Genomic DNA, 19238 nt, shown 5'->3' on the forward strand with positions numbered 1-19238 from the left:
AGTTAACTCTTTATGAAAGAGTTAACTTTCTCTGACCGCTTACTTAGCGTGGCTTGTAATATTTCATGGCCTCGGGCAACAGGCTCTTCAGGTCGGCAATGCGGGTGGCATCGCTGGGGTGGTCGGAGAGAAACGCGGGCGTACTGTTTTGGCTTTGAGCGGCCATCCGCTCCCAGAACGGAATTGCGCCTTCCGGGTTGTAGCCGGCCATCGCCATAAAAATCAGGCCCAGGTGGTCGGCCTCGCTTTCCTGACGCCGGCTGAACTTGAGCAGCATACCCTGCGTGCCCACACCCACCGCCTGCTGAAACAGGCTGTTAGTTACGGTGGGGTTTTGCGAGAGCGCCGTAGAAAGCGCCGTGCCCCCGAGCTGGGCGACCAGCTGGTCGCTCATGCGCTCGGCCCCGTGCTTGGCTACCGCGTGTGATATTTCGTGGCCCAGCACCACGGCCAGGCCATTCTCGTCCCTGGTTAGGGGCAATATGCCGGAGTACACGGCTACTTTACCGCCGGGCATGCACCAGGCATTCACCGTTTTAGGGTCATCAATCAAGTTAAACTCCCACTGGTAGCCTTCGAGCTGGCTCGACTGGCCCTGCTGCTTAAAATACTGCTCCACGGCGGCGGCTACCCGCTGGCCCACGCGGCGCACCATAGCAGTTTGCTCAGCATTGGTTGAGAGCTTGGCCGTGCCCAGAGTTTGCTTGTATTGCGTAATGGCCAGCGTATTCATCTCGCTGTCCGACACCAGGCTAAGCTGGCGCCGGCCCGTAATCGGCACGGTCGTGCAGCCGGCGGCAAGCAGCAGGCTGCTGGCTAGTATAATGTTCTTTAACATGAAAAAAGTGGAGGTGAGAGAAGAGTAAGGCGGCCTGCCAGATGGGGATTTTTTAAGCCAGCCAGCGTTGCCTATACGCAACCGGACGGGGAAAATGTTTACTTTGTAGCAGAAAGGATGCCGAAAAACGAATGCAAAGCCCAGGAATGTACTGTCCTGTGTTTTCTCCGTATCGCTTCTGGCTACCCGGTAGCTCTTTCTTTTCTGCTCTCCTCTTCCCTCCTTGCTTCCCCATGAAAATTATCTGTATCGGCCGCAACTACGCCGACCATATTGCTGAGCTGCAAAACGAAACGCCCGCTGCGCCGGTCATCTTCCTCAAGCCCGAAACTGCGCTGGTGCAGCGGGGCCAGCCATTTTTTGTGCCGGCTTTCTCGCACGACGTCCACCACGAGCTGGAGCTGGTACTACGCATCAGCAAAAACGGCCGGCATATCGAGGAGAAGTTTGCCCACACGTATTTCGATGCCATTGGCCTGGGAATTGACTTCACCGCCCGCGACCTGCAAAGCGAATTGAAGAAAAAAGGCCTGCCTTGGGAGCTGGCCAAGGCTTTCGACGGCTCGGCCCCCATCTCGCCGGTATTTAAGCCGGTGGCTGACTTCCCCGACTTTGCCAATATCAACTTTCGGCTCGAAGTAAACGGCGAAGTGCGCCAGCAGGGCAACTCGGGGCTCATGCTGCACCCGTTTGCCAAAATCCTCAGCTTTGTATCGCAATATATTACCCTCAAGCAGGGCGACCTCATTTTTACGGGCACGCCCGCCGGGGTAGGCCCGGTGAAAGCGGGCGACGAGCTGATAGGCTACCTGGAAGACGAAAAAATACTGGACGTACCCGTGCGCTAAGCGCTGGCTGCTTATTGTCGCGACGCATTCCTGCGTACCGCCGCTGTATAAACCGCCCGTTTAGCCTCGTGCAACGAGGAGACGTACAGCTGCGTCGCGGCACCCGTTGCCAGTATTTTTGGTTATCAAGACAAATTATTTTGCTTACTATCAGATTATTAGGTCGAATCTCTTTGCCAGTCGCGGTCGGCTTACTAGCCGTAGCTACCATCGGCCACGGCCAGGATGATGGCCAGGACGACACCACTACCCATACCCGCCGCGTAAGCGGCCCCATCAGGCCGGCCGCGGCGGCCGGTAAAGTAGAGGTACCGCCCGGTTACTTCCTGTTTCCGATTGCGCCGGGGCAGCCGGGCTTGCTGGCGGCCAGCATGGGCGAGCTGCGGCCCAATCACTTCCACGGCGGCCTCGATATCAAAACGGGCGGGGTGGTCAACCGACCGGTGTATGCGGCGGCCGATGGCTACATCTCGCGGCTCAAGCAGTCGTCGTTTGGCTACGGCAACGTGCTGTATATCACGCATCCCAATGGCTTGACGACAGTATACGGCCACCTCAACAAGTTTGAGGGCGCGGCCGGCGTCGAGCTGCTGCACCGCCAGTACGAGAAGCAGACCTACGAATTGGAGCTGTTTTTTCCGAAAGACAAATATCCGGTGAAGCGTGGCGAGGAAGTGGCGCTATCGGGCAATACGGGGGGCTCGGCCGGCCCGCACGTGCACTGGGAAGTGCGCGACGCCCAGGACCGCCAGCTCAACCCTCTGCAATGGGGCGGCTTTGCCGAAATCCAGGACCATACCGGGCCTACGCTACAGGCGCTGGCCGTGGAGCCCCTGGCCATTACGGCGCGGGTGCGTGGGCGCTTCGAGCGCGCGCTGCTGGTGCCCAGGGTGCAGCCTGTTTCGGGCGCGGCCACTGCGTGGCCCGACACCATCCGCTGCTTTGGGCAAATCGGCCTGCTTCTACAGGGCTTCGACCGGTTTGATAACGCCTGGAATAAGAATGGCATTCAGCGCGTGACGATGCGGGTAAACGGCCAGCCGCACTACCAGCATGTTATCGACGCGGTACCATTTCCGAACGGTACGCGGCAGGTCAACAACTTTGTGGACTTCGCTTACGCCCGCACCAACGGCCGCACCCTGCAAAAGCTGTGGGTGGAGGAAGGCAACGACCTGCCCTTCTACACCCCGCCGGGTCTGGGCCAGGGCAAGCTCAATGTGGAGGATGGTAAGGTCTATAGCATTGATTTGGAGCTGGCCGACTCGTACAACAACAAGGCTACCGCTCACCTGGTACTGCGCGGCGAAAAGCCCACCGACTATGCCCGTCTGCCCGGCGCGGCGGCTTCGGCCGGCCGGGCCAAGCTCAGCTACGACATCGCCCGCAATCTGCTGCGGGCCACCGTACTCCACGCCCCAACCGACTCGGCCGGGCAGCCGCAGTATTTGCTGCTGCGCCGGGGCGGCCGGCAGCTGGCCCTGCGCCCCAGCTATACCGTGAGCGCCACCACTACCTACCTCTACGACCTGCGCGCCGGCCTGCCCGACTCGCTGCTGCTGGGCGATATTCACCAGGCCTTCGACCGCCAAGCCATTATTGCGGGCGGCCAGGAAACCAACTACGCGACGCCTTTCCTGAATGTAGTTTTCGGCTCCCAAACGCTGTTTTCGACCTTTTACCTCAGCACGCTGCACCGGGCCGATGCCGGCCCGCCGCACCCGAAAGCTGGACGGTCGGCACGCCGCTCGTACCGCTTTACCTGCCCCTGCGCCTCACGCTGAAGCCGGTGGCCCCACCCACCGACCATATGCACACGGCCGTATATAGTGTATCGGCCAATGGTGGCCGGGCCTACGTGGGCGGCACCTGGAACGAAGACGGCACCCAGATTTCGGCAAATATCAAGCAGTTTGGGCAATTCCGGCTCTATACCGATACCAAGCCGCCCACGGCCCAGCTGCTGGGCCGCGCGGGCGGGCAGCTCACCTTTCGCGTAGGCGATGAGTTGTCGGGCCTGGCGTCGTATAAGCTGCTTATCGGCGGACGCTTCCGGCTGTTGCGCTACGAGTACAAGAACGCGACGCTTTTCACCGTGGCCGGCGATTCGCTGGGGCCACACCTGCGCGGCCCCGCCGAGCTGCACCTTGCCGACCAGGCTGGTAATGAGAAGGTTATTTCCTTGAACTTGTAATTCTTGTCTCCTTCGCTGAAAAATGCCCTGACAGGTGGCTCTTACCCTTTCAAAAACTAATCCTTCACAACATGCTCCTTGAACCCGGCACCCTGGCTCCCGATTTTACGGCCCCCGACCAGCACGGCAACCCCTTCACGCTGAGCAGCCTGCGCGGCCGGCGGGTGGCCCTCTACTTCTACCCCAAAGACGATACGCCCGGCTGCACGGCCCAGGCCTGCAACCTGCGCGACAACGAAAGCCAGCTGGCGGCCCAGGGCATCAGCGTAGTGGGCGTGAGCACCGACGACACCGCATCGCACGCCAGGTTTGCGGCCAAATACGACCTTAACTTTCCGCTCATTGCCGACCCCGATAAGACCATCGTGAATGCCTACGGGGTGTGGCAGGAAAAGAAAAACTACGGTAAAATCTACTGGGGCACCGTGCGCACCACATTTTTGCTTGATGCCAACGGCCTGATTGAGAAGGTTATCAAACGGCCTGATACCAAGGAGCACGCCGCCCAGGTGCTGAAGTAGCCCATGCTGCCAAGCACTCCTGAGCTGCTATAGCTCGTTCACCAGCAGTATTTTGCCAATGTGCTCGCTGCTGGCCATGAGCTGTTGGGCCAGGGCGGCTTCGGCTAACGGAAAAGTCTGGTAGATAACCGGCCGAAGCTGGCCGCTGGCGGCCAGCGGCCATACGTGCTTTTCTACCTCGGCCGCCAGGGCGGCTTTAAACTCTGCGGAGCGTGGGCGCAGCATACTGCCGCTCATTCTCAACCGCTTGGTCATAACGTCGAGCAGGTTAAGCTCAACTTTAGCGCCCTGCATGGCATTGATGTATTGCAGGCGGCCATCGGGCTCGAGCAGGCGCAGGTTTTTGGCAGTGTAGTCGCCACCCACCATGTCGAGGATAACGTTGATTTTTTCGGCTTTAAACGCCTGCTCGAAGTCCTGGGCGCGGTAGTTTACGCACATAGCCGCGCCAAACTCTTCGCAGGCGCGGCACTTGGCGTCTGAGCCGGCGGTGGCCAGCGCCCGGCTGCCCAGCGCGTGCGCCACTTGAATGAGCGTGAGCCCGATACCGCTGCTGCCACCATGTACCAGCACCGTTTCGCCGGGTTGCAAAGCGGCCGCCTGAAAGACGTTGGCCCAGACCGTAAACGTGGTTTCGGGCAGGCTAGCGGCTTCGACCATCGACCAACCAAGCGGCACCGGCAGACAGTGCCGGGCGTCTACGGCCGCGTATTCGGCGTAAGCTCCTTCGCTCACAAGCGCGCACACGGCATCGCCGGTTTGCCAGCGGGGGCGTTAGCGCCTACCTCGACTATCTCGCCAGCTATTTCCAGGCCGGGCACTACGCCAGCCACGGGCGAGCCGCCGTATTTGCCCTCTCGCAAGGCAATGTCGGAGCGATTGAGGCCGGCCGCCTTCACCCTGATGAGTACTTCGTGGGCGGCCGGCACCGGGCGCGGGCGCTCCTGTAAGGCGAGAACTTCGGGCCGCCGGGGCGGGTGATGACGATGGCTTTCATGCCGATAAAGACGAGCCAAAGCAGCCGGGCGTTGTGTCATACCGGCAAAGCAATGATTTATTATATATTAAATTTACTATATAAAAGATACCCCTGCGCTGCCTCGGCACCCAACTTCCAGGCGCTTAGTCCGGTTATGGCCTGACTATTTTCCTCACATTCATTCTTTCATTCCATGGAAAAACTAACCGGAAAAGTCGCCCTTGTCACGGGCGCGGGCAAGGGAATCGGCAAAGCGATTGCGGTGGCGCTGGCCCACGAGGGCGTGCATGTGGGCCTGCTGGCCCGCTCGCTCGACCAACTGCAGGCCGTAGCCGCTGAGCTACAGGTACTGGGCGTAAAAACCAGCGTAGCCACCGCCGATGTAGCCGACGAAGCCGCCGTAAATGCCGCCGTAGCTCACCTTACGGGTGAGCTGGGGCCGGCGGATATCCTGATAAATAACGCCGGCATCGGCACATTTGCCAAGTTCATGGATATGGCACCGGCCGACTGGGAGCAGATTATCCGCGTCAACTTGTTAGGGGTATATTACGTGACCCGCGCTGTGCTGCCGGCCATGCTGGTGCGGCGGAGCGGCGACATTATCAATATTTCTTCAACTTCGGGGCTGCGGGCAGCAGCTGGCAGCAGCGCCTACAGCGCCTCCAAGTTTGCCGTGATGGGTTTGAGCGAAGCCCTGATGCAGGAAGTGCGCAAAAGTAATATTCGCGTCAGCGCCCTGGCGCCGAGCACCGTAGCTACGGAGCTGGCTATCAATAACAACCTCACCGACGGCAACCCCGAGAAGGTGATGCAGCCCGAAGATATTGCCGAATTTGTCGTTTCGCAGCTGAAGCTGAACCGCCGCATCTTCGTGAAGGAAGCGGGACTGTGGTCCACCAATCCGTAGCAAAAAGCCGCTTCTGCTGACGGGTAGCTTGCTCGTCAGCAGAAGCGGCAACGCTAACAACAACCTACTCGACGTGAAAAAGCACCTTCACGGCCGTTACGAAGAAGTTGACGCCGATAGCCAGCGTTAGAAAACCCATGATGCGGGCCAGCGCCGCCATGCCCGGCCGCCCCATGAGGCGGGTGAGGCGAAGCGACGATACCAGAATCAGAAACGATGCCGCTGCTACCAGCGCAAAGCCCAGCACTGTAAACGCCTTGTCGGCATAGGTGGGCCGGATGAGGCCGATGCAAAGCGCCATCGAGCCCGGCCCGAGAGCATGGGCATGGCCAGCGGCGTAAAGCTGATGTCGTCCTTTTGCTTGCTTTCCTCCAGGGCATCGGGGCCCACGCGGTCGCGGTTTGCCCCTGGCGTCAGCAGGTCGAAAGCCGAGCGCATGAGCAGAATGCCGCCCGCAATGCGCAGGTGCTGAATGTTGATTCCAAAGAAGTTAAGAATATACTGCCCCCCGAAAAAGGCCACCGATAAAATTGCCATCATGTACACGCACGAGCGCAGGGCCGTGGCCGTACGCTCCGAGTTGGTATCATCGCTGGTCAGGGTCAGAAACATGGGCATGGCGCCAAACGGGTTGACAACCGAGAACAGGGTGGTGACAGTGGCGAGCAATATTTCCATACCCCAAAGGTATTGGGAACACAACAGCTAAGCAGTAAGCAGGGCAAACGCACCTAATCGTCCTTGTTGCCCAACTTTAGCGGGTTGTTACCATCTTTACCTGCTCATCGGCCCACGGCCTATTTTCTGCTTGCGTGCCCATTCTTTATTTACTGCTGCACGGCCTGGGGCTGGTGCTGGGTGGCGCGGGCCTGCTGGCTACGCTGCTGCCGCTTCTTCGCCAAACGGCGTGGTGGATTCGGATATGCGATTTTCCCAGGCTACAAATAATAGCCGGACTGCTGCTGAGCCTGCTGCTGCTGGCTTTTACCGGCAGCTCCGCCTGGTCATCTTATATACTGGCGGCTGTAGGAGCCGCCGTGCTTTACCAGCTTACCCGCGTGTGGCCCTACACGCCCTGGCACCGCAAGCAGGTTAAAGACAGTCAGCGCCGTCCATCCGACAATGCCAATCATCTCAGCCTGCTGGTAACCAACGTGCTGATGTACAACCGCGATGCCTCCCGCTGCCTCGGCGTCATTCGGGAGTACCAGCCCGATGTCGTGCTGGCCGTTGAGACTGATGCGTGGTGGCTGAGTCAGTTGGAAAGCATTACCAGCGAGTATGCGCACACCTGCCACGCGCCGCTGGCAAACACCTATGGCATGCTCGTATTTTCGCGCTTACCACTGCTACATAAAGAGATACAATTCATTCTGGACCCCGGTATTCCTTCATTTCACGGCCGGGTGCAACTGCCCAGCGGCATTGAGGCCAACCTGCACTTTGTGCATCCCAAACCACCTGCCCGCAGGAGTCCAAGACCAGTACCCGCCGCGACGCCGAGCTATTGCTGGTGGGCCGGGCCATTCAGGCGCACGACGGGCCGACCATCGTGGCCGGCGACCTCAACGACGTGGCGTGGTCGCATACTTCCGAGCTATTCCGGCGGTTGGCCCGATTGCTCGACCCGCGCGTGGGCCGGGGCCTGCTCCCCACTTTTCACGCCGATTACAAGCTCTTGCGCTGGCCGCTCGACCACGTTTTTCACTCGGCGCACTTTCGCTTGCAGCGCATTCAGCGGCTGCCGCACATCGGCTCCGACCACTTTCCCATCTTTATCCGCCTCAGCTACGAGCCCCAGGGCTGGCAGGAGCAGGAAGCCGAGCTGGAAATGCCCGACGCCGCCGACCGGCTCGAATCGCGCGAGAAAATTCAGGAAGCCGCTACGGAGGAAGCTTAAAATTGCAGAACACAACTGTGCGCTGCGCATATTTTGGCGCGCCGCATCAGCTTCGCCCTGTATTATCGGGCCACCAGCCGGCTGTACGCAGCCTGTTCAGACATAAAGCGGCCCGCCTACCTGCCCTTAGTTATTGGGACAGGCAGGCGGGCCAGATACGCCACGCACAATAAAACAACTATATAATATAAATTCTATAACGTTTGCGGAGCCGGCCGGCTGGGCTTCACCCGCGAGTCGGCAGCGGCGCTGGCCGCAGCCGGGCGAGGCTTCACGGGAGCAGCCATTTTGCCCTTGCTGCTGGCAATCGGCAGCGGCAGGCGCTTAATCAAGGTGCTGAGACGCCCCCGGCCGTTACGCAAAATGGGATGCAGGCGCAGGGTTATGCGCTGGCGATGCAAATCGCCAAACCCAAGGGCAAAGTTGCGAAGTGCGGGCAAAGCGTCGTTGCCGAGCAGTTTATAGGTGTTCATCTCAAAGTCAAACGGCACGCGCACCGAGTCGCGCGGGGCAGCTCCAGCATCAGGGGCATCCGGCCCGAGCCCAGCTCCCGGCCATCTACGAGCACGGTATAGTCGAGGCCGGTAATAGCGGTTTCTTCCAGGTTAGGATTATACGCGTTCAGCTTAAGCCGCATTTTCAGGGGCAGAGTCTTGTTTACATAGCCCTCAATAAGCTGGTTGCGGCGCGGCAGGTCCACGTCGGCAGGCGTGTGCAGGTTCAGCACATCGAGCGTACCCAGGCTGGCCTGCTCAATACCGCGCAGCTTAATCTGCGGCTCTACGCTGGGTGCTCCTTCCTGGCGGGTTTCGCGCAGGGTGCAGCTGGTAGCGAGCAGCAGACCGAAGGCAGGCAGCAGAAGCAAAAAGCGGCGGAGAAATAACATAGTAGTAGAAATGCTCATGGCCTGACCTACGTAGTGACTTGGCTAATCGGTTGGCAAAACAATGAAATAAAAACCATGCCGAAGGCAATTTTCGCCAGACTACTAGTTTGACCGGTTGCACCCACCTACTTAGCCGCCAAAAATTTCGGCAACTGGCAGATTTTCCCTCTCTACGGCTATCCTAAAGCTATGGCCATGCGTTACCGCCCGGCGTTTGCTTAGTGCAACCTGAAGAGATTACTCAAATTAGAAGTTGACTCAAATAATCTTGTTTTGATAATTATGATGCAAGTTACGCCACAATAGAAAACCAGACAAGCTACTAACCCTGAATTATGCAAAGTCAAAGCTTACGCTACTTTATTAACTTCTTGTTTTACAGTTTTTTATATTTTTTACTGCATCATGCATAATTAGATAAGTTATACGAATTCTTGCTTTGAAAATAGTAAAGATTTTTCACTCGCTGCAAGTACACCTCGTACTGACGTAGTACTCCCGCTCGGCCTCGGCGCAAAAATAAAATATTGAAAAAGTCCTACTCGCTCCCAAGCAGCATCCTGGTGCGTTTCGGGGCTGTAGCTAGCACGCAGCTACTTCCAGCGCCTGCCTATGCGGAGGCTAGCACCTTGTGTCCTCCGGCAGCCCAGCAGGCGGGCAGGGCGTGTAGCCAAACGACAAAAGGCCGGCAGCTTGCGCTGCCGGCCTTTTCGAAGCACCGATTGACTTAACTCAGTCGGTGCTCCTCTGCCAGTTATTTGCCTTCTACTTCCTCGTAATCTACGTCGGTTACGTGGTCGCCAGCGGGTTGGCCCTGGCCGCTCTGACCCTGGCCGTCGGCACCGGGGAAACCCTGGGCGCCCGGCTGGCCGCCCTGCGCTCCGGCGGCAGCATACATCTCCTGCGAAGCTGCTTCCCAGGCCTTGTTCAACGCGGCTACGCCAGCATCAATTGCGCCGAGGTCTTTGCTTTCGTGAGCTTTCTTGAGGTCGGCGAGGGCACCTTCTACGGCAGTTTTGTTGCCACCGCTCAGCTTATCGCCAAACTCCTTCAGCTGCTTCTCGGTCTGGAAAATGAGCGAGTCGGCATCGTTTACTTTCTTGATGCGCTCGGCTTCAGCTTTATCGGCGTCGGCATTAGCGGCAGCTTCGGTACGCATGCGCTCGATATCTGCGTCGGTGAGGCCCGAGCTGGCTTCGATGCGGATTTTCTGCTCTTTGCCGGTGCCTTTGTCCTTGGCCGTTACGTTCAGGATGCCGTTGGCATCGATGTCGAACGTTACTTCAATCTGCGGCACGCCGCGGGGTGCGGGCGGAATGCTGTCGAGGTGAAACTTACCAATAGTGCGGTTCTGGCTGGCCAGCGGGCGCTCGCCTTGCAGCACATGAATTTCGACCGAAGGCTGCGAATCGGAAGCCGTCGAGAAGGTTTCCGATTTCTTGGTCGGAATGGTGGTGTTGCTCTCGATGAGCTTGGTCATCACGCCGCCCATCGTCTCAATGCCCAGCGACAGCGGGGTTACGTCGAGCAGCAGCACGTCTTTCACCTCGCCGGTGAGCACGCCGCCCTGGATGGCGGCGCCGATGGCTACTACCTCGTCAGGGTTCACGCCCTTTGAAGGCTTCTTGCCGAAGAACTTCTCTACTTCTTCCTGAATGCGGGGAATACGAGTAGAGCCGCCGACCAGGATAACCTCATCAACCTGCGAAGCCGAGAGGCCGGCATCTTGCAGCGCCTTTTTGCAAGGCTCCATCGAGCGGCGCACGAGGTCGTCGCTCAGTTGCTCAAATTTGGCGCGGCTCAGCTTCACTACCAGGTGCTTGGGGCCGCTGGCCGTGGCCGTAATATAGGGCAGGTTGATTTCAGTTTCGTTGGACGACGACAGCTCAATCTTGGCTTTTTCGGCCGCTTCCTTGAGGCGCTGGAGGGCCATGGGGTCGTTGCGCAGGTCGAGACCTTCGTTTTCGCTCTTGAACTGGTCGGCGAGAAAGTTGATAATAACCTGGTCGAAGTCGTCGCCGCCGAGGTGGGTATCGCCGTTGGTGCTCAGCACTTCAAACACGCCGTCGCCCAACTCCAGAATGGAGATATCGAACGTGCCGCCGCCGAGGTCATACACGGCTATTTTCTGGTCTTTGTGCTTTTTATCGAGGCCGTAGGCCAGCGCGGCAGCCGTCGGCTCGTTGATGATACGCTTTACGTCGAGGCCCGCGATGGCGCCCGCCTCTTTAGTAGCCTGGCGCTGGGCATCGTTGAAGTAAGCCGGCACCGTAATAACGGCTTCGGTTACGGGCTGGCCCAGGTAGTCTTCGGCCGTCTGCTTCATCTTTTGCAGAATCATGGCCGAGATTTCCTGGGGCGTATAGTTGCGGTCGCCGATTTTTACGGCTACCGTATTATTAGAGCCGGGCGTCAGGTCATACGCCACGTACTTGCTCTCGGATGATACTTCCGAGAAGTTGCGGCCCATAAAGCGCTTGATGCTGGCAATCGTATTTTTGGGGTTGGTAACGGCCTGGCGCTTGGCCGGGTCGCCTACTTTGCGCTCACCCTTGCCATTGTCCAGAAAGGCGACAATCGACGGCGTGGTGCGGCGCCCTTCGGAGTTGGGGATTACAACCGGCTCGTTGCCTTCCATTACGGCGACGCACGAGTTGGTGGTGCCTAAGTCAATACCGATGATTTTGCCCATGATAGTGCGGGTGCTGAAGTTTAAAAGTGACAGGTGTCTGGGTTGGGAGTAACGGCTACGGAGCCGCTGGAGGCCTTGTTACAAGCCGCGTACCAAGCGCTGTTTTCTGCCACTTTGGCCGGGCCGCGCCGCTCGCTGACGCAGCGGCTGCCAGCGCGGCGCACAAACACCTACCCCCGCCCGGCCACCCTGCCGAAGTTGCCGGCGCTGCGGCGAAAGCAGCTGGGCGTCTACTTTAAGCAGTTGAGCCAAAAAATTAGTTTTCTTTTTGCAATCCGGGTACCTTGGCAAAACCGTTTATGACGTTATACGTTGAACGCCCAACATTTCAATCTCCACCTCTTTTCAGCTTACATGAAAAATCTTTTCCTTACCGCTCTGGCTGGCCTGGCTTTAACTACAGCCTGCAAAAAAAGTGATAACAGCACTACTCCCGCGCCCATGCAGGTAACGGGTACGCTGAGTGCCGCCAATGAGACGCCCGCCACCTCGGCTACATCGGCAACGGGCAGCTTTACCGGAACCTACGACCCTAATACCAAGGTACTGTCTTACACAATCACCTTCTCGGGCTAACGGGTAATCCCACTTCCGCGCACCTGCACTATGGCGACGCGAAGCATAAAGGCAACGTATGGCTGCCTTTTGCAAACTTACCTGCAGCTACCAGCGGTACCATCACGGGTACTACCACGCTCACGACTATTACTTCTAGCACCGCTCCGCTGATTACTTCGCAGCCCGACTCGCTGACAATGGGCCACGTGTATGCTAACATTCATACGGCAGCTAACCCGGCGGTGAGATTCGTGCCAATCTGGTAGCCAAATAATATTATTACTGACTCTCCGCTACTATGAGCCGGCCGCTGAAACAGCGGCCGGCTTTCGTGTTTATAGCGGCCCGGAAGGCAACTTTGCCGGGTGGCCTGCATCTTTGGCCTTCCATAGTCTGCTACCTTCTCTTCTTCCATGAAACCCACCCTTTTTGCCGCACTGCTGCCAAGCTGTTTGCTGCTGGCCGTTGCGGCTCAGGCCCAGGCCCCTTCTACCCCCTAGCCGCGCCAAACGCTCCTTACCAGCCTTCGTCGACCAAAACCAATGACCTGGTGCACACCAGGCTGGCCGTGCGCTTCGACTATGCCAAGCGCTACCTCTACGGGCAGGAGTGGGTGACGCTCAAGCCCCACGCCTATGCTACCGATACCCTGCGCCTCGATGCCCAGGGCATGGATATCAAAACGGTGGCGATGATGAGCGGTAGCGCCCAGCAGCCGCTCAAATATGACTACTCCGACAAAAACAACCTGCGTATCAACCTGGGCCGGGTGTTTAAGCCGGGCGAGGAATACATAGTTTATATTGAATATACTGCCAAGCCCGACGAGCTGTCGGTGAAGGGCTCAGCGGCCATCACCGATGCCAAGGGCCTGTACTTTATCAACCCTGACAGCACGGTAAAGGGTAAGCCTGTGCAAATCTGGACCCAGGGCGAGACGCAAAGCTCCTCGGCCTGGTTTCCGACCATCGACCGGCCCAACCAGAAAACGACCGAGGAAATCGCCATGACGGTGCCGGCCAAATACACCACGCTCAGCAATGGCCGGCTGGTAAGCCAGGTGGCCGCCGGCCCGGCCTGCGCACCGACACCTGGAAGATGGACCTGCCCCACTCGCCCTACCTGTTTATGATGGCGGTGGGCGACTTTAAAATCTACAAGGACACCTGGCGCAATAAGGAGGTTAACTATTACCTGGAGCCCAAGTACGCGCCCTACGCCAAGCAGATTTTCGGCAACACGCCCGACATGCTGGAGTTTTTCAGCCAGCGCCTGGGTGTAGAGTTTCCGTGGAATAAATACGCGCAGATTGTGGCGCGCGACTACGTGAGCGGCGCCATGGAAAACACTACTGCCACGCTCCACGGCGAGCAGGTGCAGATGGACGCCCGCGAATTGCTCGACCGCGAGTACCAGAGCGAATCAGTAATTGCGCACGAGCTGTTTCACCAGTGGTTTGGCGACTACGTCACGGCCGAGTCGTGGTCGAACATCACGGTAAACGAGTCGATGGCCGACTTCTCAGAGGCCTTATACGCCCAGCACAAATACGGGCAGGAGGCGTCGGATGCCCACAACTACCGCTACCTGAAATCGTACCTGGCCAGCCAGCGTGATGCGGGTAAAAACCTGGTGCGCTTTCATTATAATGAGCGTGAGGATGTATTCGACCTCGTGAGCTACCAGAAAGGCGGGGCCATTGTGCAGATGCTGCGCACTTACCTGGGCGACGACGTATTCTTTGCCGGCCTGCACAAGTACCTTACCGACAATAAATTCGGCAATGGCGAGGCGCACCAGATGCGCCTGGCTATGGAAGCGGTATCGGGTCAGGACCTGAACTGGTTTTACAACCAATGGTACTTCGGCAGCGGCCAGCCGGTAGTGACGATTGACTACGGCTGGGACGCGGGCACCAAGACCCAGACTGTCACAATTAAGCAAACCCAGCCCGACAAGGTATTTCAGCTGCCGCTGGCAATTGATTACTACGTAAATGGCAAAGCGCAGCGCCAGCGCGTGATGATGACCCAGGCCACCCAGACGTTCAGTATGCCGCTGGCGGCCCAGCCCCAGCTGGTGAACGTGGACGCCGAGAAGTTTACGCTCTGGCAGAAAACCGACAACAAGCCGCTCAGCGAGTACGTGTACCAATATAGCCACGCGCCGCTATTTGTAGACCGCCGCGAGGCTCTTGATGCCGCGCTGGAAAAACAAACGACCGATGCGGCAGCCCGCGCCCTGGTGCTGGCCGCCCTCAAAGACAAGTTTTACCAGCTGCGCATTACCGCTATTCAGGGCCTGAAGCTGGATAATAGGGAAGTGGCTAAGGCTGCCGCACCTATCCTCCGCCAGCTGGCCGCCACCGAAACCGAAAACCATGTACGGGCCACCGCCCTAATAGCCCTGAGCCAGCTGAAAGACAAGAAGGATGAGAAAATCCTGACTGCTGCCCTCGGTAGCCAGTCGTATCTGGTGCAGGGAGCCGGCCTCGAAGCCCTGGGCGAAATTAATCCCACGGCCGCGCTGGCTCGGGCCAAAGCGTTTGAGAATGACGCCCACCTGGGCCAGGCCGTGACGACCGTCTACGCCCAGCAGGGCGGGCCGGAGCAGTGGAATTATATCCGCACAACGTACGATGCTGCCTCGGGACGTAACAAGTACGGTCTCATCGGGGCGCTGACCCAAATGCTGGGCCGCCTCAACGACCCCACGGCCTTTGCCGAGGATGTGGACCGACTACAAAAACTAGCTGTGTCGCCGCAATTCAAAGCGCGGGGCTACGATAAAATGATGATAAATGTGTTGCAGAAAGGTGCCGAAGCCCAGGCCGGCAAGCCCAACGCCGCGCAAAATCAGGCTACCGTGGCCGCCGCCGTGCAGGCCATTCAGCAAAGCAAGTAAATTATTTACAATAAGCTAGTTACCAGGCACACGACCCCGTTAGAAACTACAGGTTTCTAACGGGGTCGTATTGGTTTTCTCCAAAAGCCGGCCTTTTACGTTGAACTATCCTATTGGGTTTCGCGTCGGGTAGTCATGCGCAAGACCACTCCGCTGGTGTTGGCTGCCCTGCTTGCAGGCCGCCTCACTCCCGCCCTGGCCCAGAATACGCCGGATGAAAACAATGAAAATGCTGACACGCCCTTCGCGCAGCATATCCGCCCCGACCGCCCCGGCCAGACTATCACGGCTGGTGTGCTACGGCCGGGCCAGTTTCAGCTCGAAACGGGTATCCAACGCTTTTCGCCGCGAACAGGCGTCGGCGTGAGCAGCAACGTAAATACGCTGCGCATCGGCTTCTTCAATAGTATGGAACTGCGCATCACGCAGCCCTACGTGTTTGGAAATTCGACAGCTACGCCGGGCTTCGTGGGCGACAAGCCGGTACTCCGGCCCGACTCGGCCGGGTGGGCACCCATAACGGTAGGCACCAAGCTGATGCTGACGCCCGACCGGGCCAGCCGCTTCCAGGTAGCGCTGCTGGCTGAAGTAGCCATACCTAACACCGGCCAGAATGGCCTGCGCCGCACTACCTGGGCCCCCGCCGGCCGCCTGCTGGTGAGCCAGCAGCTGGGCCGCCGCGCCGCGCTCGAAGGCAACCTTGGCTTTGTCCAGTCGGGCCTCACGCTGGCCGACGTTTTCAATGGCGAGATAGCCGGCCAGTATATCGGCTCACTGGCACTCACCGCGCCCATCAGCAATAAAGCCGGCTACTTTGTCGAAGCCTATGGCCGGGGGCGCGATAACCTGACTACCGGAGCCAATGCCGGCCTGTATTACCGGCCCTGGACTGGCCTGCGCTTCGACGCCACCCTGGGTCGTATCATGGGTGGGGTAGCTGCCGGGGCTACCACTGTAGGCGTGGGCATGAGCTTCCGGGTTGGGGGCAATTAAGCCAAAATAACCGGCGCAGTGCTTTACGCCGCTGCTTCGGCCGCCAAGCTCAAGAATAGCTGCTATCTGCAACACACCAGGGCAGCGAATCAGGCTAAGCAGCTGATTCGCTGCCCTTTTTGCGCGAGAATAAGCTACCGTAACTGTAGTGGCCAGTACCCACAAATCCCGGTCAGCTGCCGGAAAACATCACCCTTTATTACTTTGGAGCCATTCTCACCGTATAAGCTCGAGCTTGCTTATTATAGCTGGCTTTATTTTATGCGTCGCTTCGCCTTTCTTCTGCCTTGCCTGATACTGGTTGGCACTGCCTGCCAGCGCGTTACTGACCGCGCCAACACTACGCCGATGGTCAGTGCTATTACTACTCCGGATGCGCCCCTGCGCGAAACCCGCTGGACGGTTTTCGCAATGGGTGGCCAGCCGCTCGCGCCTGCTGCCTCGCCGGACCAGGTGCCTTATTTACTTATCAGCAATGCGGGCACGGCTGAGGGCATGAGCGGCTGCAACCGCTTCCGGGGCGGGTTGAAGCCCGCCGAAACCGATGGCCAGCTGCAATTTGCCAACCTGGGCAGCACCCGGATGGCCTGCCCGCTTATGGATACCGAGCATAAGTTCACGCAGGCCCTCGACGCTACGCGCTACTACCACATCAGCGGCGACACGCTGCGGCTCTATACCAGTGCCGAGCGCACGGGCACGCCGCTTGTGCAGCTGGTAGCGGCCAAAATGCCTTAGTAGTTGCCCAAATTAGTTCATTAGCTTATCTGCAGCGGAGTCAGCGTCAATGCCTTTTCCTAGGCTGACTTCACTGTCGCGCCTGACTTCCGCAAAATTGCTTGCTATTAAAACTACAAGGAGCAGGGAGCTATGGGTTACTTTTCAGGAGCTACCCGGGTCGGGGTCTGCTGGCCGGTTACCATGCCGTGGGCACTTAGCGCAATGGCCGAGATGACGGCCGTCATGTTCTTCACGTCCAGGCTGCTTACTTCATCATCGACGCTGTGGTAGAGCTTATCGGTCGGAATCTGGTCGGTGCTGATGGTGTGGGACGGCACCCCCACGCGGGCCAGCATGGCGTTGTCGGAGCGGTAAAACAGGTTTTGCTCGGGGTACGGGTCGGGCTCAAACTTAAATCTGGTGCCTTGCAGGTTGGCTTGCAGCAGCTGGCCGAAATTTGATTTGTCGTAGCCCGTGATGAAAGCGGTATTCGGGCCAAACTTGGCGACTTTGCCAATCATCTCAATATTAAACATCGCTATTATTTCCTCGGGCTTGAGCTGCTTTGAGAAATACTGCGAGCCAAACTCGCCGATTTCCTCGGCCGTGAACGCCGCGAATACCAGCGAGCGCGCGTTGTCGTGGCGCTTGCTGAAATACTGGGCCAGCGCCACTACGGCGGTGGTACCGCTGGCGTCGTCGTCGGCTCCGTTGGCAATCGAATCGCCATTCACGGCGGGCTTGATGATGCCCAGGTGGTCGTAGTGGCCCGAGAAGATAACTTTTTCGGTGCTGCGGGCCGCTTCGCGGCCCGGCAGGTAGCCTACCACATTGCGCAGCGCCAGCGGCTTGGTGGTGGTTCTGGCAGTCACCTGGTACGCGGCCGGACTGACGGACGCGGTGGCCAGCGCCACCACGCACGAATATGGGCTGGCGGCCTGCTCGGCCCGCACACGGGGCCTGGTCATTTGCGCTGCCAGCGAGGTAAATAGCTCTTTCTGGGCCGGGTCGAGCAGTACCAGCAGATTTTTACCGGGCCGGAAAATATCGCGGTAGTGTGGCTGGATTTTTTCGGTTGGCCCCAGCACCAGCACTTCTACGCCGTCTTTTTCGCTCCAGTTCAACGCGGGCTGAGTCGTGATGGCAAACGCCTGTCCGACCGGCAGCGGCTGGCCGTTGAGCGTTACGGCCAGGCTGGCCACGGCCGTTTCGTAGGCCGAAAACTCCTGCATAAAGCTCATTTGCCCCGGCAGCGGCTGCAAGCCGAAACGGGTAAACTCGGCAGCTAGAAAGTCGGCCGCCCGCTGGTTGCCGGGCTGGCCGCTGGCGCGGCCCTGCATATCGTCGGCTGCCAGGGTGTTGAGCACGCGCCTCACGGTTTTAGCCGATACACCGTGTTGAGTTTGAGCGGTGGCTGACACCAGGCACCCGGCAAGGCAACTCATCAGCAAAATTATACGCATAGCTTGACAATCATTTTTCAAGTAGTTTTTCAACACCAAGTACCATTAACCAACTCCTTAATAATGGTGCTGGTCAATGACTAGGAGCACTCAATAGCGGCTCGAGTTCGGTCACGGCATGAATTAAATCAGCTTCCGAACTAAGTCTACCTTTCCGGGCCTTGAGGGCAGCCAGCGCGGCCGGATAAGCTGTTAGTACCTGCTCTAAGCTAGCCTGTTTCAGGCGTAGCGGCGAAAACTTATCGTTACTCACCCAACGCAGGTAATAGTTGGATTGCTCTACCAACGTATTTACGGTCGTGGTGGCGGCATACGTGCTGCCGGGAGCTTGCTGCGCGACCAGTGATTTGTGCCAAAACTTAACCAGCTGGGCATTCGGGCCTTCTACTAGCACTTCAGCACATGTACCAGGACTATCAGGCGGTGCCGACAAATAATTAACAAAGTGCCGAGTTGGTGCCGGATTCAATACTCTAAACTCCTGCACCTTTCCCATTGGTACAGCCACCGAATCGCCTTGAGGGAGTCGTGCCCGTAGTTCTTGCCGGTACTCATCGTACTTGAGCGGCACGGCAATGGGGCGTTGATTGCCCCGGAGCAGCACCTCACCCAGCCGCCAGTCGGAAAATAACAGGGGCGAGCCCAGCGCTACTTCGTCGCGGTTAGCCAAACCAGTCATTTTATTGCTCCCGCCCAATAGGCTAGACAGGCTTTGGGTCGTTTCCGGAAGGCGCTCGGTAGCTGGGGCACCTTGTGCAAAAATGCTTAGTGGCAGTAGCACCAGTAACGGTAGAAATATTATTTTCATATATAAAATTTATACTTTAATATT

General features: G+C 58.3%; 18 protein-coding genes and 3 pseudogenes. 11 read left to right on the plus strand and 10 right to left on the minus strand.

Translation table 11 applies throughout. The annotated features are described in order from the left end of the window. Positions 1-43 precede the first annotated feature (43 nt). Positions 44-838, minus strand: coding sequence for a M48 family metallopeptidase (locus tag GKZ67_RS11375; protein ID WP_173242411.1), 795 nt, complete (start codon positions 836-838; stop codon positions 44-46). A 233-nt stretch (positions 839-1071) separates the two neighbouring features. Between GKZ67_RS11375 and GKZ67_RS11380 the strand changes: the two genes are divergently transcribed. The 4 genes from GKZ67_RS11380 to bcp all read left to right on the plus strand — a co-directional run bounded on the left by GKZ67_RS11380 (position 1072) and on the right by bcp (position 4401). Beyond that, entirely contained in the window at positions 1072-1686 is a 615-nt protein-coding gene (locus GKZ67_RS11380; protein WP_173242413.1) for a fumarylacetoacetate hydrolase family protein, read from the plus strand. A gap of 173 nt (positions 1687-1859) precedes the next feature. Beyond that, positions 1860-3470, plus strand: a complete 1611-nt coding sequence (locus tag GKZ67_RS11385) for a M23 family metallopeptidase (protein ID WP_173242415.1) — start codon at positions 1860-1862, stop codon at positions 3468-3470. A 5-nt stretch (positions 3471-3475) separates the two neighbouring features. Further along, on the plus strand, positions 3476-3880 hold the full coding sequence (locus GKZ67_RS11390; protein ID WP_173242416.1) for a hypothetical protein: 405 nt from the start codon (positions 3476-3478) through the stop codon (positions 3878-3880). 71 nt (positions 3881-3951) lie between these two features. Then, positions 3952-4401 carry a thioredoxin-dependent thiol peroxidase gene (gene bcp / locus GKZ67_RS11395; RefSeq protein WP_173242418.1) on the plus strand — a complete coding sequence of 150 codons (450 nt, stop codon included), beginning with the start codon at positions 3952-3954 and terminating at the stop codon, positions 4399-4401. Positions 4402-4428: 27 nt separating this feature from the next. Here bcp and GKZ67_RS11400 read toward each other — a convergent pair whose 3' ends face one another. Together GKZ67_RS11400 and GKZ67_RS24655 are read right to left on the minus strand one after the other, a co-directional pair. After that, entirely contained in the window at positions 4429-5136 is a 708-nt protein-coding gene (locus GKZ67_RS11400; RefSeq protein ID WP_317172134.1) for an NAD(P)H-quinone oxidoreductase, read from the minus strand. Then, the gene (locus GKZ67_RS24655; RefSeq protein ID WP_317172135.1) at positions 5133-5438 is read right to left on the minus strand and encodes an alcohol dehydrogenase catalytic domain-containing protein; all 306 of its coding nucleotides are present in this window, start codon (positions 5436-5438) and stop codon (positions 5133-5135) included. The genes GKZ67_RS11400 and GKZ67_RS24655 overlap by 4 nt, the downstream gene beginning before the upstream one ends. A 135-nt stretch (positions 5439-5573) precedes the next feature. On the opposite strand from GKZ67_RS24655, the gene GKZ67_RS11405 reads away from it, so the two are divergent. Continuing rightward, positions 5574-6290, plus strand: coding sequence for a 3-ketoacyl-ACP reductase (locus tag GKZ67_RS11405; RefSeq protein ID WP_173242419.1), 717 nt, complete (start codon positions 5574-5576; stop codon positions 6288-6290). A gap of 64 nt (positions 6291-6354) precedes the next feature. Here GKZ67_RS11405 and GKZ67_RS11410 read toward each other — a convergent pair. Next, positions 6355-6968: pseudogene (locus GKZ67_RS11410) on the minus strand (MarC family protein). Positions 6969-7294: 326 nt separating this feature from the next. Next, positions 7295-7579: a hypothetical protein gene (locus GKZ67_RS11415; RefSeq protein WP_173242421.1), complete on the minus strand. Its 285-nt coding sequence runs from the start codon at positions 7577-7579 to the stop codon at positions 7295-7297. Here GKZ67_RS11415 and GKZ67_RS25155 point away from each other — a divergent pair. Next, positions 7487-8190: pseudogene (locus GKZ67_RS25155) on the plus strand (endonuclease/exonuclease/phosphatase family protein). The gene GKZ67_RS11415 and the pseudogene GKZ67_RS25155 overlap by 93 nt on opposite strands. 194 nt (positions 8191-8384) lie before the next feature. On the opposite strand, the gene GKZ67_RS11425 reads toward GKZ67_RS25155, so the two are convergent. The 3 genes from GKZ67_RS11425 to dnaK all read right to left on the minus strand — a co-directional run bounded on the left by GKZ67_RS11425 (position 8385) and on the right by dnaK (position 11768). Continuing rightward, positions 8385-8663, minus strand: a complete 279-nt coding sequence (locus GKZ67_RS11425) for a hypothetical protein (protein WP_173242425.1) — start codon at positions 8661-8663, stop codon at positions 8385-8387. Then, on the minus strand, positions 8660-9055 hold the full coding sequence (locus GKZ67_RS11430) for a hypothetical protein (RefSeq protein WP_173242427.1): 396 nt from the start codon (positions 9053-9055) through the stop codon (positions 8660-8662). The genes GKZ67_RS11425 and GKZ67_RS11430 overlap by 4 nt, the downstream gene beginning before the upstream one ends. A 775-nt stretch (positions 9056-9830) precedes the next feature. Then, a complete protein-coding gene (dnaK, locus tag GKZ67_RS11435; RefSeq protein WP_173242436.1) occupies positions 9831-11768 on the minus strand; it encodes a molecular chaperone DnaK in 1938 nt (645 codons plus the stop codon). 441 nt (positions 11769-12209) lie between these two features. Here dnaK and GKZ67_RS25160 point away from each other — a divergent pair. From GKZ67_RS25160 to GKZ67_RS11465, 5 genes and pseudogenes are all read left to right on the plus strand, one after another. Next, positions 12210-12592, plus strand: a pseudogene (locus tag GKZ67_RS25160) (CHRD domain-containing protein). Between the two features lie 284 nt (positions 12593-12876). Continuing rightward, positions 12877-13458, plus strand: a complete 582-nt coding sequence (locus GKZ67_RS11450) for a M1 family metallopeptidase (protein ID WP_173242440.1) — start codon at positions 12877-12879, stop codon at positions 13456-13458. Next, positions 13425-15230 (plus strand): M1 family aminopeptidase, encoded by a 1806-nt coding sequence (locus GKZ67_RS11455; protein ID WP_173242442.1) that lies wholly within the window; start codon positions 13425-13427, stop codon positions 15228-15230. Before GKZ67_RS11450 ends, GKZ67_RS11455 begins: the two co-directional genes overlap by 34 nt. A 135-nt stretch (positions 15231-15365) precedes the next feature. After that, positions 15366-16223 carry a transporter gene (locus tag GKZ67_RS11460; RefSeq protein WP_173242444.1) on the plus strand — a complete coding sequence of 286 codons (858 nt, stop codon included), beginning with the start codon at positions 15366-15368 and terminating at the stop codon, positions 16221-16223. A 261-nt stretch (positions 16224-16484) separates the two neighbouring features. Beyond that, the gene (locus GKZ67_RS11465) at positions 16485-16961 is read left to right on the plus strand and encodes an META domain-containing protein (protein WP_173242446.1); all 477 of its coding nucleotides are present in this window, start codon (positions 16485-16487) and stop codon (positions 16959-16961) included. Between the two features lie 137 nt (positions 16962-17098). Here the strand turns inward: GKZ67_RS11465 and GKZ67_RS11470 are convergent, their stop codons facing one another. After that, positions 17099-18364: a M20/M25/M40 family metallo-hydrolase gene (locus tag GKZ67_RS11470; RefSeq protein WP_173242448.1), complete on the minus strand. Its 1266-nt coding sequence runs from the start codon at positions 18362-18364 to the stop codon at positions 17099-17101. Between the two features lie 115 nt (positions 18365-18479). Then, positions 18480-19214 carry a hypothetical protein gene (locus GKZ67_RS11475; protein WP_173242450.1) on the minus strand — a complete coding sequence of 245 codons (735 nt, stop codon included), beginning with the start codon at positions 19212-19214 and terminating at the stop codon, positions 18480-18482. Between the last annotated feature and the right edge of the window lie 24 nt (positions 19215-19238).

The organism is Hymenobacter sp. BRD67 (assembly GCF_013256425.1).
GTDB lineage: Bacteria > Bacteroidota > Bacteroidia > Cytophagales > Hymenobacteraceae > Hymenobacter.